This is a genomic window from Caulobacter zeae, from assembly GCF_002858925.1.
GTDB classification, from domain to species: domain Bacteria; phylum Pseudomonadota; class Alphaproteobacteria; order Caulobacterales; family Caulobacteraceae; genus Caulobacter; species Caulobacter zeae.
On sequence record NZ_PJRS01000016.1, the window covers coordinates 25342 to 44831 of the forward strand.

Annotated in this window: 19 protein-coding genes; 14 read left to right on the top strand and 5 right to left on the bottom strand. The window is 70.9% G+C overall.

What is annotated here, in order from left to right:
• Positions 1-6: 6 nt before the first annotated feature.
• Genes sctJ through SGCZBJ_RS07855 form a run of 6 tightly spaced genes read left to right on the top strand, consistent with a single transcriptional unit; the run spans position 7 to position 4378 of the window.
• Positions 7-750 (top strand): type III secretion system inner membrane ring lipoprotein SctJ, encoded by a 744-nt coding sequence (gene sctJ / locus SGCZBJ_RS07830; protein WP_101717527.1) that lies wholly within the window; start codon positions 7-9, stop codon positions 748-750.
• A complete protein-coding gene (locus SGCZBJ_RS07835) occupies positions 747-1316 on the top strand; it encodes a hypothetical protein (RefSeq protein ID WP_101717466.1) in 570 nt (189 codons plus the stop codon). Before sctJ ends, SGCZBJ_RS07835 begins: the two co-directional genes overlap by 4 nt.
• Positions 1313-1912: a FliH/SctL family protein gene (locus SGCZBJ_RS07840; RefSeq protein ID WP_101717467.1), complete on the top strand. Its 600-nt coding sequence runs from the start codon at positions 1313-1315 to the stop codon at positions 1910-1912. Before SGCZBJ_RS07835 ends, SGCZBJ_RS07840 begins: the two co-directional genes overlap by 4 nt.
• On the top strand, positions 1909-3246 hold the full coding sequence (locus SGCZBJ_RS07845; RefSeq protein ID WP_101717468.1) for a FliI/YscN family ATPase: 1338 nt from the start codon (positions 1909-1911) through the stop codon (positions 3244-3246). Before SGCZBJ_RS07840 ends, SGCZBJ_RS07845 begins: the two co-directional genes overlap by 4 nt.
• Positions 3243-3722, top strand: a complete 480-nt coding sequence (locus SGCZBJ_RS07850) for a hypothetical protein (protein WP_101717469.1) — start codon at positions 3243-3245, stop codon at positions 3720-3722. Before SGCZBJ_RS07845 ends, SGCZBJ_RS07850 begins: the two co-directional genes overlap by 4 nt.
• Positions 3719-4378 (top strand): hypothetical protein, encoded by a 660-nt coding sequence (locus tag SGCZBJ_RS07855; RefSeq protein ID WP_101717470.1) that lies wholly within the window; start codon positions 3719-3721, stop codon positions 4376-4378. Before SGCZBJ_RS07850 ends, SGCZBJ_RS07855 begins: the two co-directional genes overlap by 4 nt.
• Positions 4379-4584: 206 nt before the next feature.
• On the opposite strand, the gene SGCZBJ_RS07860 is transcribed toward SGCZBJ_RS07855, so the two are convergent.
• On the bottom strand, positions 4585-5247 hold the full coding sequence (locus SGCZBJ_RS07860; protein WP_101717471.1) for a hypothetical protein: 663 nt from the start codon (positions 5245-5247) through the stop codon (positions 4585-4587).
• 117 nt (positions 5248-5364) lie between these two features.
• Positions 5365-5595, bottom strand: a complete 231-nt coding sequence (locus tag SGCZBJ_RS07865) for a hypothetical protein (RefSeq protein ID WP_101717472.1) — start codon at positions 5593-5595, stop codon at positions 5365-5367.
• An 80-nt stretch (positions 5596-5675) separates the two neighbouring features.
• Between SGCZBJ_RS07865 and SGCZBJ_RS07870 the strand changes: the two genes are divergently transcribed.
• From SGCZBJ_RS07870 to SGCZBJ_RS07910, 8 genes are all read left to right on the top strand, one after another.
• Positions 5676-6737 (top strand): sensor histidine kinase, encoded by a 1062-nt coding sequence (locus tag SGCZBJ_RS07870; protein ID WP_101717473.1) that lies wholly within the window; start codon positions 5676-5678, stop codon positions 6735-6737.
• The gene (locus tag SGCZBJ_RS07875) at positions 6734-7378 is read left to right on the top strand and encodes a response regulator transcription factor (protein WP_101717474.1); all 645 of its coding nucleotides are present in this window, start codon (positions 6734-6736) and stop codon (positions 7376-7378) included. Before SGCZBJ_RS07870 ends, SGCZBJ_RS07875 begins: the two co-directional genes overlap by 4 nt.
• The gene (locus tag SGCZBJ_RS07880) at positions 7375-8373 is read left to right on the top strand and encodes a FliM/FliN family flagellar motor switch protein (protein ID WP_101717475.1); all 999 of its coding nucleotides are present in this window, start codon (positions 7375-7377) and stop codon (positions 8371-8373) included. The genes SGCZBJ_RS07875 and SGCZBJ_RS07880 overlap by 4 nt, the downstream gene beginning before the upstream one ends.
• Before the next feature lie 6 nt (positions 8374-8379).
• On the top strand, positions 8380-9042 hold the full coding sequence (gene sctR, locus SGCZBJ_RS07885) for a type III secretion system export apparatus subunit SctR (protein ID WP_058348271.1): 663 nt from the start codon (positions 8380-8382) through the stop codon (positions 9040-9042).
• Positions 9043-9055: 13 nt separating this feature from the next.
• Positions 9056-9328, top strand: a complete 273-nt coding sequence (gene sctS / locus SGCZBJ_RS07890) for a type III secretion system export apparatus subunit SctS (protein ID WP_058348272.1) — start codon at positions 9056-9058, stop codon at positions 9326-9328.
• Positions 9329-9338: 10 nt separating this feature from the next.
• Positions 9339-10142, top strand: coding sequence for a type III secretion system export apparatus subunit SctT (gene sctT / locus SGCZBJ_RS07895; protein ID WP_101717476.1), 804 nt, complete (start codon positions 9339-9341; stop codon positions 10140-10142).
• Positions 10143-10368: 226 nt separating this feature from the next.
• Positions 10369-11184: a DUF1521 domain-containing protein gene (locus SGCZBJ_RS07905; protein WP_101717477.1), complete on the top strand. Its 816-nt coding sequence runs from the start codon at positions 10369-10371 to the stop codon at positions 11182-11184.
• Between the two features lie 93 nt (positions 11185-11277).
• Positions 11278-12780 carry an adenosine deaminase family protein gene (locus tag SGCZBJ_RS07910; protein ID WP_101717478.1) on the top strand — a complete coding sequence of 501 codons (1503 nt, stop codon included), beginning with the start codon at positions 11278-11280 and terminating at the stop codon, positions 12778-12780.
• Positions 12781-12915: 135 nt separating this feature from the next.
• On the opposite strand, the gene SGCZBJ_RS07915 is transcribed toward SGCZBJ_RS07910, so the two are convergent.
• The 3 genes from SGCZBJ_RS07915 to SGCZBJ_RS07925 all read right to left on the bottom strand — a co-directional run bounded on the left by SGCZBJ_RS07915 (position 12916) and on the right by SGCZBJ_RS07925 (position 19483).
• Positions 12916-15390 (bottom strand): glycosyl hydrolase 115 family protein, encoded by a 2475-nt coding sequence (locus tag SGCZBJ_RS07915; protein WP_101717479.1) that lies wholly within the window; start codon positions 15388-15390, stop codon positions 12916-12918.
• A 116-nt stretch (positions 15391-15506) separates the two neighbouring features.
• Positions 15507-16619 (bottom strand): tyrosine-protein phosphatase, encoded by a 1113-nt coding sequence (locus tag SGCZBJ_RS07920; RefSeq protein ID WP_101717480.1) that lies wholly within the window; start codon positions 16617-16619, stop codon positions 15507-15509.
• A 17-nt stretch (positions 16620-16636) separates the two neighbouring features.
• Positions 16637-19483, bottom strand: a complete 2847-nt coding sequence (locus tag SGCZBJ_RS07925; protein ID WP_101717481.1) for a TonB-dependent receptor — start codon at positions 19481-19483, stop codon at positions 16637-16639.
• Positions 19484-19490: the final 7 nt, after the last annotated feature.

Sequence of the window (19490 nt, forward strand, 5' to 3'; positions counted from 1 at the left end):
GCGGCCATGCGCAAGATCCTGCCCGCCGTGCTGGTCGCCGCGGCCCTGGGCCTTTCGGCCTGCGCCGAGAAGGAGCTCTACGGCGGGCTCACCGAGCGCGAGGCCAACGAGATGGTCGCCGTGCTGCAGAACGCCAATGTCGCCGCCTCGAAGAGCAGCAAGGACGGCAAGGTCTGGGCGCTGAAGACCCGCGCCGAGCAGTTCTCGTCGGCCGTCGCCGTGCTGCACGACCAGGGCTATCCGCGCGACAAGTTCGAGAGCCTGGGCGAGGTCTTCAAGAAGGAGGGCTTCGTCTCCTCGCCGATGGAGCAGCGGGCCCGGCTGATGTACGGCCTGTCGCAGGAGCTCAGCCAGACCATCTCGTCGATCGACGGCGTGGTGCAGGCGCGGGTGCACATCGCCGTGCCCGAAGCCGACCCGCTGGCCGAGCAGCAGAAGCCGTCCTCGGCCTCGGTGTTCATCCGCCACAACCCCGACGTCGACCTCTCCGGCCAGGTGGGATCGATCAAGGCGCTGGTCACCAACTCCATCGAGGGCCTGCCCTACGACAAGGTGACCGTGGTGATGTTCCCGGCCAAGCCGGTGATGGTCGCGACCCCGGCCTCGCCGATCCGCTCCTTCACCATGCCGGCCGTCGCCATCCTCGCCGCCATTGGCGGGGTGGGGGCCTATGTCTTCAGCCGCACCAGCCGGGGCAAGCCGCGCCGCAAGCTGAAGCCCCTGGCCGAGCCCGGGACGCCTGTCGCATGAACGCCCGCGCCGACCGCCAGCGCCTGGTCGCCCAGGCCCGCCTGCTGGGCGCGATCGGCGTTCCCGCGCCGGTCGGTCCGCGCGCGGCGCGGCTGGCGCGGCGGCTGAGCGGCCGCGCCGACGCTCCGCTGGCCTTCGCCGACATCGCCGCCGCGCCCGACTGGGCCGCCTGGCCGGCCGAGCGCCGCGCGCGCCTGGCCGACTTCGCCGCGGCCGCCGCCTGCACCGAGATCCTGCGCCGCACGATCGACGGCAAGTGCCTGGCCCGCGTAGCCCGCCGGATCGGCGAACCGGCTCTGGACGCAGTCCTGGCCTCGCCGCCCGGCCTGGTGGCGGCGATCCCGCAGGCGGAAGGCGCGCTGGCCGACGACGAGGCCTTTTCCGCCCTCGGCGCCGGCGTGCTGCTGGCCGAGGTCGGGCGCCGTCCGGCCGCCGTCGCCCGTCTAGCCGAACTCTTTGCGGTCGCCCCGCTGGCGATCGATCCTGACCGGGGCCTTGGCGCGGCGCACGCCGGGCGCGGGCTCTTCATGGCCTTCGAGGCCGGCGCGCTGGAGGCCGCCGCATGACCTATCTGCTCCTGTCTTCCGGCCCCTCGGGCGCGCTCCTGACCGACCAGCCGGTGATCCGCCGCGAGGACGTCGGCGCCGTGCGCGACGCGGCCGAGCTGACCGCCGCCCTCGACGCCCTGCGCCAGGCGACCCGCGAGGCCGCCCTGCGCGACGGCTTCGCCCAGGGCCACGCCGAGGGAACCGCAGCCGCCGCCCGCGAGACCGCCCAGGTGCTGGCCGGCGTCCACGCCGCCCTTCAGGTCGAGCGCGACCGCCTGCGCGCCAGCGCCGGCGCCCTGGCGCTGGACATCGTCCGCCGCATCGCCGCGGGCCTGGCCCCCGACGAGGTGCTGGCCGCCCTGGCCGAGCAGGCCGCCCGCGACCTCCTGCCCGAAGAGCCGATCCGCGTCCGTGTCGCCCCCGAGGCCGCCGGCGCGGTCACCCGCCGCCTGTGGTCGATCGACGCCCGCATCGAGGTGGTGGCCGACGCCGACGTGGCGGCCGGCGACTGCGTGCTCGACACCCCCTCGGGCCGCACCCACGCCGGGCTTGAGACCCAGCTGCGGGCCCTGGAGGCGGTGTTCGCCGTTCCGGCCGGCGAGGCCGCGGCATGAGCTTCGACGCCCCGCCTTCTGAACGCTCGAGCGACGAGCGTCTGCGCGACGCGCTGCGCGGCGCCCGCACGGTCGAGCGGCGCGGCCGCGTCGCCCAGGCCTTCGGCACCACCGTTCGCGCCACCGGCCTGGACGTCCGCATCGGCCAGGAGTGCGAAATCGTCGACCGCTCCGGCGGCAATGTCGTGAAAGCCCAGGTCGTCGGCCTCGACGGCGGGGCGGCGATCCTGACCCCGCTGTCGCGCCTGGAGGGCGTGGCCGTCGACGCCGAGGTCGTGGCCGGCCCCCGCCGCAGCGAGATCGGGGTGGGGCAGGGGCTGCTGGGCCGCGTCCTCGACGCTCATGGCGAGCCGTTCGACGGCCTGGGGCCCATCACCGGCCTGCTGCGTCCATACCCGGTCTATGGCGAGGCCCCCAATCCGTTGGCCCGTCCGCCGATCGCCCGGCCGTTCGCCACGGGGGTGCGCTGCGTCGACGCCCTGCTGACCACCGGCGAGGGCCAGCGCGTGGGCCTGTTCGCCATGGCCGGCGGCGGCAAGTCGACCTTGCTCGGCATGTTCGCCCGCCACGCCCGCAGCGACGTCAACGTCATCGCCCTGATCGGCGAGCGCGGCCGCGAGGTGCGCGAGTTCCTCGACGACTGCCTGGGTCCGGAGGGACTGGCCCGCTCGGTGGTCATCGTCTCGACCTCCGACCGCCCGGCCATGGAACGGGTGCGCGCCGCCCACGTGGCCACCGCCATCGCCGAGGGGTTCCGGGCCGAAGGCCGCCGCGTGATGCTCCAGATGGACAGCGTCACCCGCTTCGCCCGCGCCTTGCGAGAAATCGGCCTGTCGGTGGGCGAGCCGGCCGTGCGCCGGGGCTTTCCGCCGTCGGTCTTCGCCGAGCTGCCACGGCTCTTTGAGAGGGCGGGTTCGATAGAGGGCGGGGCGATAACCGCCTTCTACACCGTGCTGATCGAGGACGAGGAGGGCGGCGATCCGGTCGGCGAGGAGGTCCGTTCGATCCTCGACGGCCACATCTACCTGTCCCGCAAGCTCGGCCAGGCTGGGCACTATCCGGCCATCGACGTCGCCGCCAGCCTCAGCCGGGTCTATCCCCGCGTCGCTTCGCCCGAGCAGCAGGCGGCCGCCATGAAGGTGCGCGGCTGGATGGCCAAGTACGCCGAGATCGAGTTCCTGCTTCAGATCGGCGAATACAAGTCCGGCGGCGACATTCTGGCCGACGAGGCCATCGCCCGCCGGCCGCGCATCACCGAACTGCTACGCCAGGGCGCGCACGACGCCGTCGCCTTCGACGAGGCCCTGGCGGCGCTGGCGGAGACCGCCGCATGACCGCCCGCGCCCAGGTCCAGGCCCTGGTTCCGGTGGTGAAGCTTCGTGAGCGCCGGGTGGAAAAGGCCATGCGCGAAGCCGCCGAGGCCCGTCGCAAGGTGGCCGACGTTGTCGAGGCCCTGGAGGTCCGCGACCGCCTCATCGCCGCCCACGACGTCGCCAAGGCCCGGCTCGACGACTGGTTCGCCGGCGGCCTGTCGGGCGCGGCCCATCTGGTCGAGGCCGCCTTGGCCCGGCGCGAGGCGATCGCCGTGGCCCGCGACGCCGACCAGCGCCTGCGCGACCAGGAGGCCGTGGCGCTGGACCTGGCCCGCGAGGACCTGGCCGCCGCCATCCAGGCCCTGGCCCGCGCCCAGGGCCGCTTCGACGCCATGAACGGTCGCCTCGACCACGCCCGCGCCCTGGTCGCCGCCGACCGCGAGGCCCGCGAGCAGCTCGAGATCGAGGACGCCGGCGCCTTCAGGAGCTTCCGATGACCACCATCCGCGACAACGCCGCCGCCGAGCGTCCCAACACCTCGAGCCCGCGTGGTTCGAGCGAGCCGCCCACGCCCTGGCGCGGGTCGGAGTTCCAGGCGCTGTTGCAGCAGGCCGCCGAGCGCCGCGAGCCGCTGTTTCGCCAGACCGGCCGCGCCGAGCGCGACAAGGAGACCGAGCGTGACGAGGACGACGGCAAGGTCGACCTGTCGGCCCTGCTGGGCCCGGCCCGCGACTTCCAGGACGTTGCCGGCGGCCAGGAGGCCAGCGGCGTCGACGCGCTGTCGGCCTTGGCGAAGTCCGGTGGCAATGCGGTCGAAGCCCCCGTGTCGTCGCCTGGCGCTACCGTGGCCGACATCGAGGCCTTCACCGCCGCCATGGACAAGGCCTGGCTGGCCTCCGGCGGCGACCGCAAGGCGTTGGCCCTGGGGGTGGCCGACAAGGCCTCGCTGCTGACCGGCCTTGGCCTGTCGCGCGCCCCCGACGGTTCGCTGTCCCTGACCCTGGCCGCGCGTCCCGACGCCACGCCCGAACTGACCAAGGCCCTGGAGACCCTGCGCAAGCGCCTGGAAGTGCGCGGCTTGGCGCTGGCGGACCTCTTCGTCGAGGCCGACGACGGTCTGGACCCGGAAAGCCTGATCCGGAGGGTGCGTTGAGCGTGCGCGCCTCTCCCCGTCACTCCAATCACTCCCGTCATTCCCGCCCTTGTGGCGGGAACCCCTGGTTCCGCTCGCACGGGCGTTGCAAGCGGCGTGCTCAGCACGCCGCCCCATTCGCATCTGCGGCCGATAGAGGGGTTCCCGCCACAAGGGCGGGAATGACGGGATCTATGGGGAGTGGCTCCGAGCCGGAGCGTTCGCGCTCACCGCAACGGCAGCCCGAACCGTCCCACGCCCCGATCGGCCTCCGCCGCGCGAGCCACGGCGCGGGCGACCTCGGCGGGCGGATCCCCCGCGGCCCAGCGCTCGGCCAGCACCTCGATCAGCCGGCGGCTCTGGGCGTTGTGCAGGCCCTCGGTCGGGTCGGCCGCATCGGCGCGCAGCTTGTCGATGTAGAGCGCGCTCGCCTTGGGCGAGGCGCCGACCAGGTCCAGCAGGTAGGTCGCCGCCGTCTCGAAGGCTTCGGCGTCCAGCGGCGCGTCGGCGATGTCGCGTACCAGCCAGACGCACAGGAACTCCAACGGCCCGACCTTGCGGCTGTTGCTGAGCAGCGGTCCGCCGCCCGCGAGACCCGAAAAGCCCCCTGCGCCCCAGGCCGGCACGCGGGCCGCGGGCAGGCGGGCGGTCAGCAGAGCCTGGGCCAGGGCGTCGGCGACCAACGCCTTGACCTCTGGCTCGCCGAAATGGGCCACGGCGGCCAAGAGCTTGGCGAAACCCGGATACAGCGCATCGCCCAGGTCGGTGCAGACGCGCTCCAGCACGTCGACGCGGCGGTCCAGGCTGGCCTGGCCCCGCAGGCCCTCGACCAGCGCCTGGGCGGCGCCGAACCAGTCGGGCTCGGACTTGAGGATGCGGTCGGCGTTCACGCCGGGAGGCTAGAGCATTTTCGAGCGAAGTGGATACCGGTTCGCGTGAAGAAAATGCGCCAAAACAAAAGACTGGGGCTCCGCTCTGATGCAATCAGACCGGAAAACGCCCCGGTGTCAGAACAAGCCGTTGTCGCGGGTGTCGGTCAGGCGGTCGGCGACGGCGCGGGCGGTGTCGTCCAGGTCGCGCGCGGCGCCGGAAAGGCCGATGCGGCCGTCGTGGCGCGAGAAGCCGGAGAAGTCGCCGAAAGACTGGGCGCGCGAGGGCTCGCCGGCCGGGGAAATCCCGGAAAGACCGTGGCTCCAGACGCCGGAGACGGACGGGGCGTCGATACGGCTGGCGGACATGGCGAGCTCCTTCAGTCTCTCGATACGAAAGACAACGCGCGCCCGCCAGTCGGGTTTTCCCTAGCCAGCCCGTGTGTCGCATGACCGGCCTGGCCGCGCTCCTGTCGCAATCGCCCGAGGCCGAGGCGCTGGACGTCCTGGGCCTGGCCGTCGCCGCCTTCGAGGACGCCGCCGCGCCGCGCCTGGCCTGGCGCGCGCCGGCCTTCGCGCGGCTGACCCCGGACCTGCGGCCCGGCCAGGTTCCGGCCGGCGGCCTGCTGGCGGCGGTCGAGGCGGCGCGGCGCGGGGAGGGGGGCCTCATTCCGCTGGATCTCGACGGCCAGGCCTTCGAGGCCCGGGCCGCGCACGGCGACGGCCGCATCTGCCTGATCCTGTCCAGCGCCGCCGAGCGCCAAGAGGCGGAAGGCCGGCGCCTGGCCGATCGCGAGCGCCTGCTCCTGACCTCGCGCGTCATGTCGGTGGGCGAGATGGCGACTATGATCGCCCACGAACTGAACCAGCCGATCGGCTCGATCGCCAATATCGCTCGCGGGCTAAAGGCGCGGCTGTCGCGCGGGGCGCTGTCGACGCAGGAGGGCGTCGAGGCCCTCGACCGCGCCGCCGAGCAGGCCCTCTACGCTTCGGGCGTCATCCAGCGGATGCGCTCCTTCGTCGAGCAGCGCCAGCCCCAGGTCGAGCCGCTGGACCTGCCGCGACTAGTGCGCGCCACGCTGGATCTCCTCGACTGGGAGATCGCCCGCGACAAGGTCGCAGCCCGGGCCCAGTTTTCGACCCTGCCGCCGGTGCTGGGCGACGCGGTGATGATCCAGCAGGTGCTGGTCAACCTCGCCCGCAACGGTCTGGACGCCATGCGCGGCCGGCCAGGGCCCCGCCGCCTGACCATCGTCGCCGCGCCGATGGAGGGCAGCGACCGCATGATCGAACTGACCGTCGCCGACAGCGGCCCGGGCGTCGAGGCGGGGGCGGAAGGGCGGATGTTTTCGCCGTTCTTCTCGACCAAGCCCGGCGGCATGGGCGTGGGCCTGGGGATCTGCCGATCCATTGTCGAACTGCATCGCGGGCGTCTCTGGCACGCCCCGGATCCCGAGGGGGGGACCGTATTCCACATCGCGCTGCCCGTGGCGCGCCAGGAGGAGCCATGACCACCCCCTCTATCCCGACACCCGAGCCCAGCGCCCTGGGCGCGGTCTGCCTGGTCGACGACCACGGCGAGTTCCGCCAGTCCGCCGCCTGGTGGCTGGAAAGCCTGGGCTACGCCGTCTCCACCTTCGACGGCGCGCGGGCCTTCCTCGACGCCGGCGACCCGCCGCCCGACGCCTGCCTGCTGCTCGACGTGCGCATGCCCGACATGTCGGGCCTGGAGCTGCTCGACGCGCTCAAGGCCCGGGGCTGCGAGCGGCCGGTGATCTTCATGACCGGCCACGGCGACGTGCCCCTGGCGGTCGAGGCCATGCAGAAGGGGGCGATCACCTTCCTGGAAAAGCCGTTCCAGGAGGCCGCGCTCGAGGCCGCCCTGGAGCGCGCCTTCGCCCAGGCTCGACCCGTCCAGACCCCCGGCCAGGAGTCCTATGCCCGCCGCCTTTCCGGCCTCACCGAGCGCGAGCGCGAGGTCATGGCCCTGGTCGTGGCCGGCAAGGTCAACAAGGTCATCGCCTACGACCTGGGCATCAGTCCCAAGACCGTCGAGCTGCACCGCTCGCGGATCATGACCAAGATGGAGGCGACCAGCCTGACCCGGCTGGTGCGCATGGCCGTCACCGCAACCGTGGACGACGACGCATGAGCGCCTCCCTCGATCTCCAGGCGGGGGAGGGCGCTTCGCCCGTCGCCGCCGACCTTTCCGATCTCGTCGCCCGCAACCACGCCCTGGCGGTGCTGGCGGCCCTGCGCGCGCCCGGCCTCGTCACCCGCGTCGCCCTCGACGCCGAGGCCGGCGTGGGGCCTTGGATCTTGTTCGGCGAAGACGAGCCGAGCCTTCGCCTCGCCATCCGCGACCTGTCCGACGCCGTCTTCACCCCGGCCGACGACGCCGAACTGCTGGTCGCCCTCGACCGCGTCGAGCCCGTGCTGGCCGCCATCGAGGCCGCCACCACCGAGAGCCTGTTGCCGCTGGGTGTCGAGGCGCAGGCGCCGGACGGTCTGCTGGCCCTGTCGATCGCCGTCGAGGCGCAGGATGGCGCGCCCTTCGCCCACCTTGTCCTTGCCGTCGACCCCGAGATCGCCCGCGCCTGGCCGCAGCCGATCTTCGATCCGTGGGCGCCCGGCGCGCACCTGGCCGTGCCCGCGACCGGGCCGCTGGTGCTCGACGGACCCGAGCTGCCGGCGACGACCGCCGCCGCGCTTCGTCCTGGCGACATCGTCCTGACCCCGCTGTCAGCCTCGCGCCCGGGCCTGGCCGCCCTGACCCTGTTCGATCGCCGCCTCGTCGGGCGGTTCGAGTTTTCCCATAGTCGCTTCACGCTCAACGCCATCGAGGAGAGCGCCATGACCCCGCCGCTCGACATCGCCGTCGCCCCGACCGAGGACTCGGCGCCTGACGCCGCGCCCGTCGCCCCCGCCGACCTGCCCGTGCCGCTGAAGGTGCTGCTGGGCGAGGCCAGCCTGCCGCTGTCAGAGCTGGCAGGACTGCGCCCCGGCTCCACGGTCGTGCTGGCCGGCCCGCGCGAGGACGCCCCCGCCGTGCTGCTGGCCGGCGAACGCGCCATCGCCCGCGGCCGCCTCGTCCCCGTCGGCGAGGCCTGGGGCGTGCTGGTCGAGACCATAGGCGGCGAGGGCTGAACCGCGATGGACCTGACGCAATTCTCGCCGGGCTCGGCCCTCATCACCGTCATCCTTCTGGCGCTGGCGCCGTTCGTGGCGGTGATGGTCACCTCGTTCACCAAGATCGTCGTCACGCTCAGCCTGCTGCGCAATGCGCTGGGCCTGCAGCAGGTGCCGCCCAACATCGTGCTCAACGGCCTGGCCCTGATCCTGACCCTCTACGTCATGTACCCCGTCGGCCAGCAGATGGCCGCCGCCAACCAGGACGTGAAGCCGATCGCCGCCGTCAGCAGCGACACCCAGGCCCTGTTCACCTATGCCGACAAGGCCAAGGAGCCGCTGCGCGAGTTCCTGATCAAGCATTCCACGCCCCGCGAGCGGGCCTTCTTCCTGAAGACCGCCCAGCGCATCAACGGCCCGGAAAAGGCCCGCGCCTTGACCCAGCGCGACTTCATCGTCGTCGTCCCGGCCTTCACCGTGTCTGAGCTGGCCGCGGCCTTCCAGATCGGCTTCCTGATCTTCCTGCCGTTCCTGATCATCGATCTCGTGGTCTCCAACATCCTCCTGGCCATGGGCATGATGATGCTGTCGCCGACGACGGTGTCGCTGCCGTTCAAGCTCTTGCTGTTCGTGCTGATCGACGGCTGGGTGAAGCTCTCGCACGGCCTCGTGCTGTCCTACACGTGACGGGGGCCGCGCCATGCTGAACGCCCAGGCCATCGAACTCGTCAACCAGGCCCTCTGGCTGGTGCTGATCCTGTCGGCCCCACCGATCGTCGCCGCCTCGCTGGTGGGCCTCTTCGTGGCGGTCATCCAGTCGGCCACCCAGCTGCAGGAGCAGACCCTGCAATATGCGGCCAAGTTCTTCGCCATCGTGCTGACGATCTTCGTCACCGCCAGCCTGCTGGGCGGCACGCTCTATCGCTTCGGCGACCGGGTGTTCACCGAGTTCCCGGCCATGGTCCGCCGATGAAGAGGAGCGCATGACCGGAGCGCCCGACTGGCTCGGGGCGATCTTCGAGAACACCCTGATCCTGGCCGTCGGCGCGACCCGGGTGGCGGCGGCCTTCATGCTGCTGCCGCTGCTGTCGCCCGAGACCGTGCCAGCCCTGGTGCGCAACTCGATCTTCCTGGCCTTCGGGATCATCGTCATCACGCTTCAGCCCCAGCTAGCCCAGATGGAGCTGCCGACGGTCCAGTGGATCATGATCTTCGCCAAGGAGGCCCTGGTGGGCCTGGTCATCGGCTTTTTCTTCGGGACCATGCTGTGGGCCCTGGAGGCGGCCGGCCAGATCATCGACGCCAAGGTCGGCGCCACCATCGCCCAGGTCGTCGACCCCTTGAGCGGCCACCAGACCTCGCTGACCGGAGAGTTCCTCAGCCGCCTGGCCAACTTCGTCTTCATGTTCTCGGGCGGCCTCCTGCTGATGGTCGGGGTGATCCTCGACAGCTACGCGGTGTGGCCGATCGGCAGCCTGACCCCGGTCCTGTCCCTGCGCAGCCTGTCGCTGTTCGAGGGCGAGTTCTCGCGGCTGATGGTGATGGCCGTCATGCTGGCGACCCCGGCGCTGATCGTGCTCTACTTGGTCGACGGCGGCCTTGGCCTGATCAACCGCTACGCCCCGCAGCTCAACGTCTTCTCCCTGGGCCTGGCCATCAAGTCGTGGATCGCCACGGCGGTGGTCCTGGCCATGCTGACCGGCCTCGTCCAGTTGCTGCTCAACGAGATCGGCGCCCGGCCGACGGTGATCCTGCAGGTGCTGCGGGGGCTGGACGGGAAGGGCTGACCCCCTCAGTCGCTTCGCGACAGCTCCCCCAGAGGGGGAGCATCTAGAGCGCCAAGATCCTCCCCCTCTGGGGGAGGTGGCCCGAAGGGCCGGAGGGGGCGCGCGTAGCGCGACCTAGGGTTTTCCCTGATGGGATACGCCCCAGCTATCTGGACCGCCCCGCTTGGCGCCACCTTTCGTCGCAGGCCGCAACCGGCGGCTATCCGATCGAGCAGGGGTAGGAGCGATGACCACCATCAACGGCGCCTTGAACACGGCGCTCAACGCGGCGATCCTCACCGGCGTGGGCGCGGGCCTGGGCCAATCGCTGAAGACCTTCGGCGCCATGCAGTTCACCCTGGGCGCGATGGTCGCCGGGCTGTTCCAGCCCGCCCCCGCCCAGCAGCCGTTCACCGCCAGCATGCCCGGCGAGGGCAAGGCCGAGATCGACATCGGCGACGGCTACACCCTGTCGATCAACGAGGCCAATTCCGAGATCATCGTCCGCGACGCCGACGGCAACGCCACCCGCGTCTGGGGCGACCCGCACGTCAGCTACAACGGCGAGCACATCGGCGACTTCTGGGGCACGACGACCTTCCAGCTCGAGAACGGCACGAAGATCACGATCAACACCGAGACCTCGAAGTGGAATAACATGACCTACGCCGAGCAGGTGGTGGTCACGAAGGGCGACCAGGCGATCGTCATCGACGGGGTCAGCGAGCAGACCAAGGGCGACTTCTCGGTCACCCTCGGCGGCAGCGGCTACGCCCTCGACGCCGCCCATGACGACGGCTTCGTGATCCACGAGAACGACGCCGCCTCGTCGGGCTGGACCAGCAGCATCACCGGCGGCGCCGTCGGCCAGGCCGACTTCGACCTGACCAAGCCGGGCATGGAGCCGGTGCGCGAGGCGCTGGAGGCCTTCAACTCGGGTCTGGGCCTGATGCTGACCGGCTGGCTGCTGGGCATCGGCGTCGCCGCCCTGGCCGAGGGCGGGGCGGAAGGCTCGACCACCAACGCCAAGGCGGCCGAGCGCTTCCCGCTGCTTGAGGTCTGATCCGCCGCTTCTCCTGCGACCCTTTCCGCTCTCCAAGATTTGCCAAATGACGCAAATCATCGTGGGTAGGCGGAAAGGATCTGGGGGCGGACGATGCGCGCGCGAAAGTGGTTTCTGACCAGCGGACTGATCATGGCGGCCGGGCTGTTGACGCTCTCGTCCGCCCAGGCCGCCCCGTCCGACGCCGAGGCGCGCGCATCGGCCGCCTTCGACGCCGCGGCCGGCGACAAGGCCAAGCTGCGGCTCTTCCTGCAGGCCATGCCCAAGGGCGGCGACCTGCACAACCATCTGTGGGGCGCGCCCTACGCCGAGGACTTCGTCGCCTGGGCGGGCGAGGGCGGTCTATGCGTCTCGACCGCGACGCCGCCGGCCCTGACCGGAGGTCCTTGCGACGGCAAGGCCACGGTTCCCGCCGCCGGCCTCGCCCGCCGCGACCCGGCGCTCTACAACCGGGTGATCGACAGCCTGTCGGTGCGCAACTACGACCGCGGCGCCGATCACGCCGCCGCCTCGGGCCACGACCAGTTCTTCTCGACCTTCGAGCGCTTCGCCGCCGCCGCCGTGCCCAATATCGGGCCGATGGTCGCCGTCACCCGCGAATACGCCGCCCAGGACCGCGTCTCCTATGTCGAGAGCTCGGCCAATCCCAACGCCATGCGCGCCTTCGCCGAGCGCGAGGCCGGCCGCTGGAACGGCGACTTCGCCAAGACCTACGCCGCCTTCGCGCCCGGCCTGCCGGCCATGGTCGAGGCCTCGCGCAAGGAGATGGACGCGGCCCTGGCCGAAGCCGACAAGCGCCTGGACTGCGCGCAGAACAGCGGAACCGCCGGTCCCTGCGCCGTAGAGGTGCGCTTCCAGCCCTTCGTCGAACGCGCCCAGCCGGCCGGCTTCGTGTTCGCCCAGATGGCCGCCGCCTTCGCCCTGGTCGACGCCGACCCGCGCTTCGTCGGAGTCAACATCGTCAATCCCGAGGACCACCCGGTCTCGCTCGGCGACTACGCCCTGCACATGAAGATGATGAAGTACCTGTCGGGCCGCTACCCCAAGGTTCCGATGGCCCTGCACGCCGGCGAGCTGACCCTGGGCCTGACGCCGCCGCGCGACCTGACCTTCCACATCAACCAGGCCGTCATGGTGGCCGGCGCCAAGCGCATCGGCCACGGCGTCGACATCGCCTACGAGCACGACGCGCCGGGCCTGCTCAAGCAGATGGCCCGTGACAAGATCGCCGTAGAGATCAACCTGACCAGCAACGACGTCATCCTGGGCGTCAAGGGCGCAGACCACCCGCTATCGCTCTACCGCCAGGCCGGAGTTCCGGTGGTGCTGTCCACCGACGACGAGGGCGTCTCGCGCATCGACCTGACCAATGAGTACGTCCGCGCCGCCGCCGAGCACGGCCTGCGCTATCCCGACCTCAAGGCCATGGCTCGCGACAGCCTGGAATACGCCTTCCTGCCGGGCAAGAGCCTGCGCGGCTCCACCGAATGCGCCAAGCCCGGTCCGGCCTGCGACGTGTTCCTGAACAAGAACCTCAAGGCCGCGATGCAATGGCGGCTGGAGAAGGACTTCGAAGACTTCGAAGCCGGCTTCTAGACCCTCCCCCTCTGGGGGAGGCGGCCGAAGGCCGGTGGGGGGACTTTTTCAGCTGCCGAGACGCTTGGCCGTTTCAGCAACCCCGCCCCCCCAACCGATCGCTTTGCGATCACCTCCCCCACAGGGGGAGGTTCCTCACCGCCCGCACGCCCCTGCCGGCCGTAGCACCAGCGCGTCCAGCACCACCCCCAGGTCCACCGAGGTCACCCGCACCGTCCGCTCGCCGCCGCACAGCGTCAGGCCCGAGCCCACGCGCAGGCGGCCGTCGGTCACGCCCTGCGCCCAGGCCTTGTCGCTCACCTTGCGCGGCGCGGCCACGCTCACCGGAGCGCCGCCGTCGGCGCTGACAGCCAGCCGCAGCGCCGTCTGGCCGTTCAGCGGGAAGGTCGGCAGCAGGTCGAGGTCCAGAGCCCAGGCCCCGGCCGGCAGTTTCACCGCATAGTCCAGCGCCGCGCCGCCGGTGGAGGCCTCGCGCACGTCGCCGGCCGCCATCGACGCCCCGCCGCGTCCCAGGCCGTCGATCCGCCGCCAGCCCTGGCCGTCGGCCGTCTCGGCCTCGACCACGATCAGTCCTTCGTCCTCGGCAGGCGAGGGCGCCAGGCGCGGCGCGGCCGCATCCGCCGCCGGGGCCGCGAACGGCCGCTGGCGGAACGAGGTCCAGGCGCCGTCGGCCGGCTCCACCGACATGATCCCGCGCCACTTGCCGCCGGCGATCTCGTCGTTGAACCTGCGGGTGAGGGCGGCGATCTGCGCATCCGCCGCCCTGGCCTTGGCCGCGCGGGCGTGGGCCTCGTCCGGGCGCTCGCCGATCAAGCGGTCGAAGGCCTCGGCGTCGAAGAAGCGATGATTGGCCAGGGCCGCGTCCCGCACCGGATAGTCCACCAGCTCGAACCAGGCGTCGCGCTGCTCGGCGGGGACCCTGGCGGCCTCGGTGTCCAGCTTGGCGACCAGGGCGTCGAACCGCGCCAGCCGGGCGTTCGCCTGCTCGACCGACAGCGGGCTGGATCGCGGCGTCGACCCCTTGCCCCAGAACCATTGCAGGTGCTCGGGCTTGCGCTCGAAATTCAGCTGGTGGTGGTCGGCCAGGATTTGCGCGATCGCCCTGGCCTGCGAGGGTCCGAAGGTCTCGCGGGCGAAGGCCTCCTCGTAGCCGTGGGCGCCCAGTCCCCGCACGTGGTCCACGTCCCAGGCCATGTCGAGAAAGAGCTGCGTACCCAGTTCCGCCGGCTTGATGTCGCCGACGTTCACGACCCAAAGCTGGCGGGCGTCCAGGTCGTAGGCCCGGCCCATCTCCTCGATCACCAGGGCCGGCGGCACGGTCGACAGCCACAGATGCGACAGCGGCGCGCCCAGATAGGACAGGTGATAATAGACGCCCGAGCCGCCGGGACGCTTGCGCTCGTCGGCGTTCGGCAACTGGCGGATGTAGCCGAAATTGTCGTCCGGCCAGACCAGGGTCACGTCGTCGGGAATCTTCAGGCCCGAGCGGTAGATGTCGAGCACCTCCTTGTAGGCGGTGAACACCTGCGGGACGGTCTCGACTTTCGGGTCGACATGCTGGCCGATCAGCCCGCGCTGGTCGGTGATGATCTTCTCCAGCAGGGCGCGCTGGCCGTCGATATCGCCGCCGCCGACCATGCCGGAGTCGTGGATGCCCCGCATGCCCAGGGTGTAGATGCTCTCGTACTTGCCGTTGGTCTTGGCCCGCTCGCGCCAGTAGTCGAGCACGCCGCCCGGATTGGCCGCGTAGTTGAACGCCTCGGCCCCGGCCTTCCACTCGCCGACATTGTTGCGCAGCATCGGTTCGGCGTGGGACGAGCCCATGACGATCCCCCAGCGGTCGGCCAGGGCCGCGTTGGCCGGGTCGGCGTTGAAGGGTTTGGTCACCTCGTGCATGGCCGGCCACAGGGTATTGGCCTTCAGCCGCAGCAGCAGTTGGAACACCTTCTCGTAGGTCTTGGGTCCGATGTCGCCATAGGCCGGGTCGAAGGTCTTGGCCGCCCAGGGCTGAAGGCCCCAATCCTCGTCATTGATGAAGATCCCGCGATACTTCACCGACGGCGGGCCGAAGCGGCGCGCATCGGCGGCGACATACAGCGCCTTTCTGCGCTGCGGCTTGACGTCCGCCCACCAGGTCCACGGCGAGACGCCGGCCGCGCGGCTCAGTTCATAGACGCCGAAGGCCGCGCCCCGTCGGTCGCTGCCGACGATCACCAGGGCCTTGTCGAGGCCGGGCGCGGGCTTGTCGACCACGGCGATTACGAAGCTTTCCCAGGCGCCGGAGAGGTCGCCGACATCAAGCTTGCTGTCGCGCACCAGGCCGTCGATCAGCGGGTTCCTGCCCAGCGTCCCGACGATGATGGCGGTCTTGCCGCTCGGCTTGCCGGTGGAGAGGGAAGGGGCCTTGCCGAGGACCGCGCCCAAGTCGTCCCGCAGGTCGCCGGCGGCCAGGCCGACGACGGGGAAGTCGCCTTCGGCATGGAGGATCTCGGCGCCGGCGATGGCGAACGCGCCCGGCGTGCGCTTGTCGCTGACCCAGACGTCCTGCGCCCAAGCGGTGGTGGCCAAGACAGCCGCAACAAAGCCGACCAGCAGCGACGTCAGCCGCATGGGTTTCCTCCAGATCGCAAAGCTGTCAGGCAGCTTGGTCGAATTGGTCAGACCATAGAGCGATCTGGAGGATTATCCATTCATTTCGTGAGCATTAATCCCACGAAATGAAACTACTATTCGAGATAGCGGGCCCGCAAGCTGGCCAGGTCCTTGGCGTCGACGCCCAGCACCTTGTCGAGATAGGCCTCGACCGAGCCGTACTTCGCCGTCACCGCGTCCAGCGCCGCTTCAACATAGGCCGGCTCGGTGCGCATCAGCACGCGGGTGATCTCCGGCGGCAGCTTGGCGAACATCGCCGCGTTCGGATCGTCCGACTTGGCACCGGCGGCCATGGCCCGGCGGGTGCTCTCGTTGTCGAGCAGGGTCTCGCTCATGGCGTAGTCGGCGATGACCTGGGCGCGCGGCACGCCCAGCGCGGTCAGGATCAGGGCCGAGGCCACGCCCGTGCGGTCCTTGCCCGCCGAGCAGTGCACCAGCATCGGCGCATCGCCAGCCAGCAGCTTCTCGAACATCGCCTTGTATTCGCCCGCATAGGCTTCCGGCATCAGCTTGTAGAAGCCGATGAAGTTGGCGCGGACGGCCTCAGGCGTCGGCGGGCCGTTGCCGAACAGGGCCCGCATGTCCATGTCCAGGCCCGCCTTGGGCGAGTTCAGGAACACCGGCACGGCCTTGCCGCCGCGCCAGACGGTGGGCTGGGTCTTGCGCTCCTGGTCGGTGCGCAGGTCGCAGACCAGCCGCACGTCCAGGTCGCCGACGGTCTTGTAGTCGGCGTCGGTCAGGGTCGACAGGCCGTTGGAGCGGAACACCTGGCCCCAGCGCACATGCTTGCCGTTGGCGGCCGAATAGCCGCCCAGGTCGCGGAAGTTGGCCGCGCCCTGCAGCGGCACCCCGCGGGTGGCGGTGCGCAGGCCGGTCTTCTCGCCATCGGCGACGACGTAGAAATAGGGGCGGGCGGCTCCGGCCTGGGCGGCGGTCACCGCAGCCGCGCCGTCCTTGTCGTCGTCGGCCAGCTTGCGCATGGCCTTCAGCGGGGCGTCGGGCGAGCCGGCGACATAGAGGTCGACCGGCGCGCCGGGGCGGCTGGTCTTCCAGGCCACCTGGTAGGTCCCGTCCTTCAGCACGACCGAGGCCTTGGTCACGGTGGCGGCGGCGGTGCGGGCCTGGACGGCCGGGGCGGCGAGGACGGCCGCCGCGCAGGCGGCCGTCAGCAGGTTGCGGATCAGCATTTGTCTATGTCCTGGCTTTAGAAGTTGAACCGCACGCCGCCCATGAACCGGCGGCCCACGCCCTCGGCTTCGATCGGGCGGTTGGCGTGGCCCTGGTAGCGCATGCCCGTTTCGTCGGTGAGGTTGCTGGCGTCGAAGTAGACGGTGACGCCGTCGCGCACCTGGTAGCGCAGCGACAGGTCCACCTGCTCGGTGGCCGCCCAGTAGGTCTGGTCGGTGGCGTCGGCGCTGGGCTCGTCCAGCCAGTCGTTGCGCCACTGGTACGAAAGGCGCGCCGACAGGCCGTACTTCTCGTAGAAGATCGAGGCGTTGACGAGGGTGTCCGACAGGCCCGGGAAGGCGCTCTTGATCCCTTCGGGCGTCTTGAATTCGCCGTCCAGGAAGGTCACGTTGCCCTGGAAGCCGAAGCCGCTCAGCGGGCCGGGCAGGAACCGCCACTGCTGCATGTAGGCCAACTCGATGCCGGCCATCTTGCCGTCTGAACCGTTCAGCGTGGTTGAGTAGGTGTAGCCCGTGCGGTCCAGCGTCCCGACGTCGTAGCGGTCGTCGCGGATGGTGGCGACGCTGTCGTAGAGCACGTCGTCGATCCGGCGATAGAAGGCCGAGGCCGACAGCAGGCCGGCCCCCGGCAGGTACCATTCCAGCGCCGTGTCGAAGCCGAAGGCGCGCTCGGGCTTCAGGTCCGGATTGCCGCCGCTGACCGTCTCGCTGGCGTCGTTGACCGACACGCTGGTGCGGATCTCGCCGAACGAGGGCCGGGCCACGCCGCTGATCAGGGCGAAGCGGGCCTGGATGTCGTCGGTGACCTCATAGTTGACGTGGATGCTGGGGAACAGGTCGGTGTAGCTCTGCTTGGCCGTCAGCGGCGTCAGGCTCGCGCCGCTGGCCACCACGCCCCGGCTTTCCAGGTCGACGCTCTCGACGCGCAGGCCGGCCAGCACCTCCCACTTGCCCAGGGTCCACTTGTTCTGGGCGTAGGCCGACAGGATGTTCTCGTCGACGGCGAAGCGGTCCTGGGGTTGCACGGCCGCCGCGGCGTTGTAGAGCCCGGCGCTGGTCGCCTTGGCCAGCAGGGCGTCCAGGTCCTGGCGCAGGCCGATGTTGTCGACGTAGTTCACGCCCCAGCCGCGCGCGAAGTCGCTGGTCCACTGGGCGCCCGTGATGCGCGGGGTGACGCTCCAGGTCCCGCCGGTCTGGGCCGCCAGGCTCTGCAGGATGGGCGTCGCGCCCGGCACGCCCGAGAAGGTGTTCCCGGTCGCCTTGCGCATGTCGTACTTCACGCCGGCCTTGAAGGTGGCCTCGGCGCCCAGCGAGGTCCAGTCGCGGGCGATGTCGACCTGGCCCGTCCAGGCGTCGGTGTCGGTGCTGTAGACGATCGGGATCAGCACGTCGGCCTGCGAACCGGTCTGCGGCAGGTTCGCCAGCGCCGTGCCCCGCGTATAGGTCGTGCCCGAACCGCTGGTCGTGTAGAGGTCCAGGTCCGGAATGCCCGAGGTCGCGCCGCTGTAGACCAGCGACAGGCGGCCGAAGTTCTGCTGGATCAGCGGCAGGTAGGCGCCGGCGTCGGTGTGGGTGTAGTTCAGCCGCCACTTGATCGAGGTGTCGGCCCACTCGTGGTCGCCGCCCAGGGTGTTGGCGAAGGTGTCGCTGTAATAGCGGCCGTACTGCCAGCTGCCGGTATAGGCCGCGCCGTCGACGAAGCCGCTGTCGGGGCCGCGATTGGCCGCCGTCTGGGTGCGGGCGCGCGACAGCTGGAAGTCGTACTGGTTGCGCTGCTCGCGGTCGATGAATTCCGAATAGAGGCTGTTGAAGAAGATCCGGCCGCCGTCGTCGGGGCGGTATTCCAGGCCCAGTTGGGCGGCGTTGTTCTCGCGCTCCAGGCGGTAGGAGCGGAAGGAGAAGTCGTCGACGGTGTTCAAATCACCGTCGCGGTTCCAGGTGATCTCGCGGTTGTCGGTGGTCTGGTTGCGGCGGTAGTGGGCCAGAGCCGCGACGACGCCGAACCTGTCGTTCGACCACGAGCCGCGGATCGAGCCCTGGCGCTGGGGTCCGTCGCCCAGCTGCATCTCGCCATAGCCGATGTCGCCCGAGACGTGCGCGCCGCGACGATCGAAGGGAGAGGCGGTGACGATGTTGATGCGGCCCGCAAGGGCCTCGGCCGGCTGGTCGGGGGTCAGGGTCTTGTTGACCTCCATCGACTGGATGACGACGGCCGGCACGGAGTCGAAGCGGAACACCCGCTCCTCGGCGCCCAGCACGTTCATCCCGTCGATCGACACCACGGTCCAGCGCTCGGGCGCGCCGCGCAGTTGGACGTAGCGTTCCTGACCCTGGTCGCGCTCGATGGCCGCGCCGGGAATGCGCGACAGCGCGGCGGCGGCCGACTGGTCGGGGAAGCGGCCGATGGCGTCGGCGGCGACCACGCTCATGATGTTGTCGGCGGCGCGCTGCTGGGCGATCGCGGCGGCCTGCGAGCCCAGGATCGGACCGGCGGTCACGACCACGGCCTCCATCTCGGCGCTGTCGGCGTAGCTGACCTCGATCGGCGCAGCGCCGGCGGTCGCCTCGACCGAGCGGTCGGGCAGGCCGGGATAGCGCACCAGCAGGGTCTGCGCACCGGCCGGCAGGGCCAGGCTGAAGCGGCCTTCGCGGTCGGTGGTGGTGCGCAGGCCCAGCTTCGGCGCCGACACTTCGGCGGCGACCAGATAGGCCCCGTCCGTGCCGATCACCCGGCCGCTGGCCATGGCGGCGGTCGCGATCGCGGCGGGTTGGGCCGCGTCTGCGGCGTGGGCGGCGATCGGCAGGGCGAGCGCGGCGGTGGTGAGCAGCAAGGCCTTGGCGGCGCTCCGGCTGGCGCGGGTCATGTTGGCT

Coding starts and splice junctions, on each gene's coding strand:
- sctJ (WP_101717527.1), top strand. CDS start 7: ATGCGCAAGATCCTGCCCGCCGTGCTGGTCGCCGCGGCCCTGGGCCTT.
- SGCZBJ_RS07835 (WP_101717466.1), top strand. CDS start 747: ATGAACGCCCGCGCCGACCGCCAGCGCCTGGTCGCCCAGGCCCGCCTG.
- SGCZBJ_RS07840 (WP_101717467.1), top strand. CDS start 1,313: ATGACCTATCTGCTCCTGTCTTCCGGCCCCTCGGGCGCGCTCCTGACC.
- SGCZBJ_RS07845 (WP_101717468.1), top strand. CDS start 1,909: ATGAGCTTCGACGCCCCGCCTTCTGAACGCTCGAGCGACGAGCGTCTG.
- SGCZBJ_RS07850 (WP_101717469.1), top strand. CDS start 3,243: ATGACCGCCCGCGCCCAGGTCCAGGCCCTGGTTCCGGTGGTGAAGCTT.
- SGCZBJ_RS07855 (WP_101717470.1), top strand. CDS start 3,719: ATGACCACCATCCGCGACAACGCCGCCGCCGAGCGTCCCAACACCTCG.
- SGCZBJ_RS07865 (WP_101717472.1), bottom strand. CDS start 5,595: ATGTCCGCCAGCCGTATCGACGCCCCGTCCGTCTCCGGCGTCTGGAGC.
- SGCZBJ_RS07870 (WP_101717473.1), top strand. CDS start 5,676: ATGACCGGCCTGGCCGCGCTCCTGTCGCAATCGCCCGAGGCCGAGGCG.
- SGCZBJ_RS07875 (WP_101717474.1), top strand. CDS start 6,734: ATGACCACCCCCTCTATCCCGACACCCGAGCCCAGCGCCCTGGGCGCG.
- SGCZBJ_RS07880 (WP_101717475.1), top strand. CDS start 7,375: ATGAGCGCCTCCCTCGATCTCCAGGCGGGGGAGGGCGCTTCGCCCGTC.
- sctR (WP_058348271.1), top strand. CDS start 8,380: ATGGACCTGACGCAATTCTCGCCGGGCTCGGCCCTCATCACCGTCATC.
- sctS (WP_058348272.1), top strand. CDS start 9,056: ATGCTGAACGCCCAGGCCATCGAACTCGTCAACCAGGCCCTCTGGCTG.
- sctT (WP_101717476.1), top strand. CDS start 9,339: ATGACCGGAGCGCCCGACTGGCTCGGGGCGATCTTCGAGAACACCCTG.
- SGCZBJ_RS07905 (WP_101717477.1), top strand. CDS start 10,369: ATGACCACCATCAACGGCGCCTTGAACACGGCGCTCAACGCGGCGATC.
- SGCZBJ_RS07910 (WP_101717478.1), top strand. CDS start 11,278: ATGCGCGCGCGAAAGTGGTTTCTGACCAGCGGACTGATCATGGCGGCC.
- SGCZBJ_RS07915 (WP_101717479.1), bottom strand. CDS start 15,390: ATGCGGCTGACGTCGCTGCTGGTCGGCTTTGTTGCGGCTGTCTTGGCC.
- SGCZBJ_RS07920 (WP_101717480.1), bottom strand. CDS start 16,619: ATGCTGATCCGCAACCTGCTGACGGCCGCCTGCGCGGCGGCCGTCCTC.
- SGCZBJ_RS07925 (WP_101717481.1), bottom strand. CDS start 19,483: ATGACCCGCGCCAGCCGGAGCGCCGCCAAGGCCTTGCTGCTCACCACC.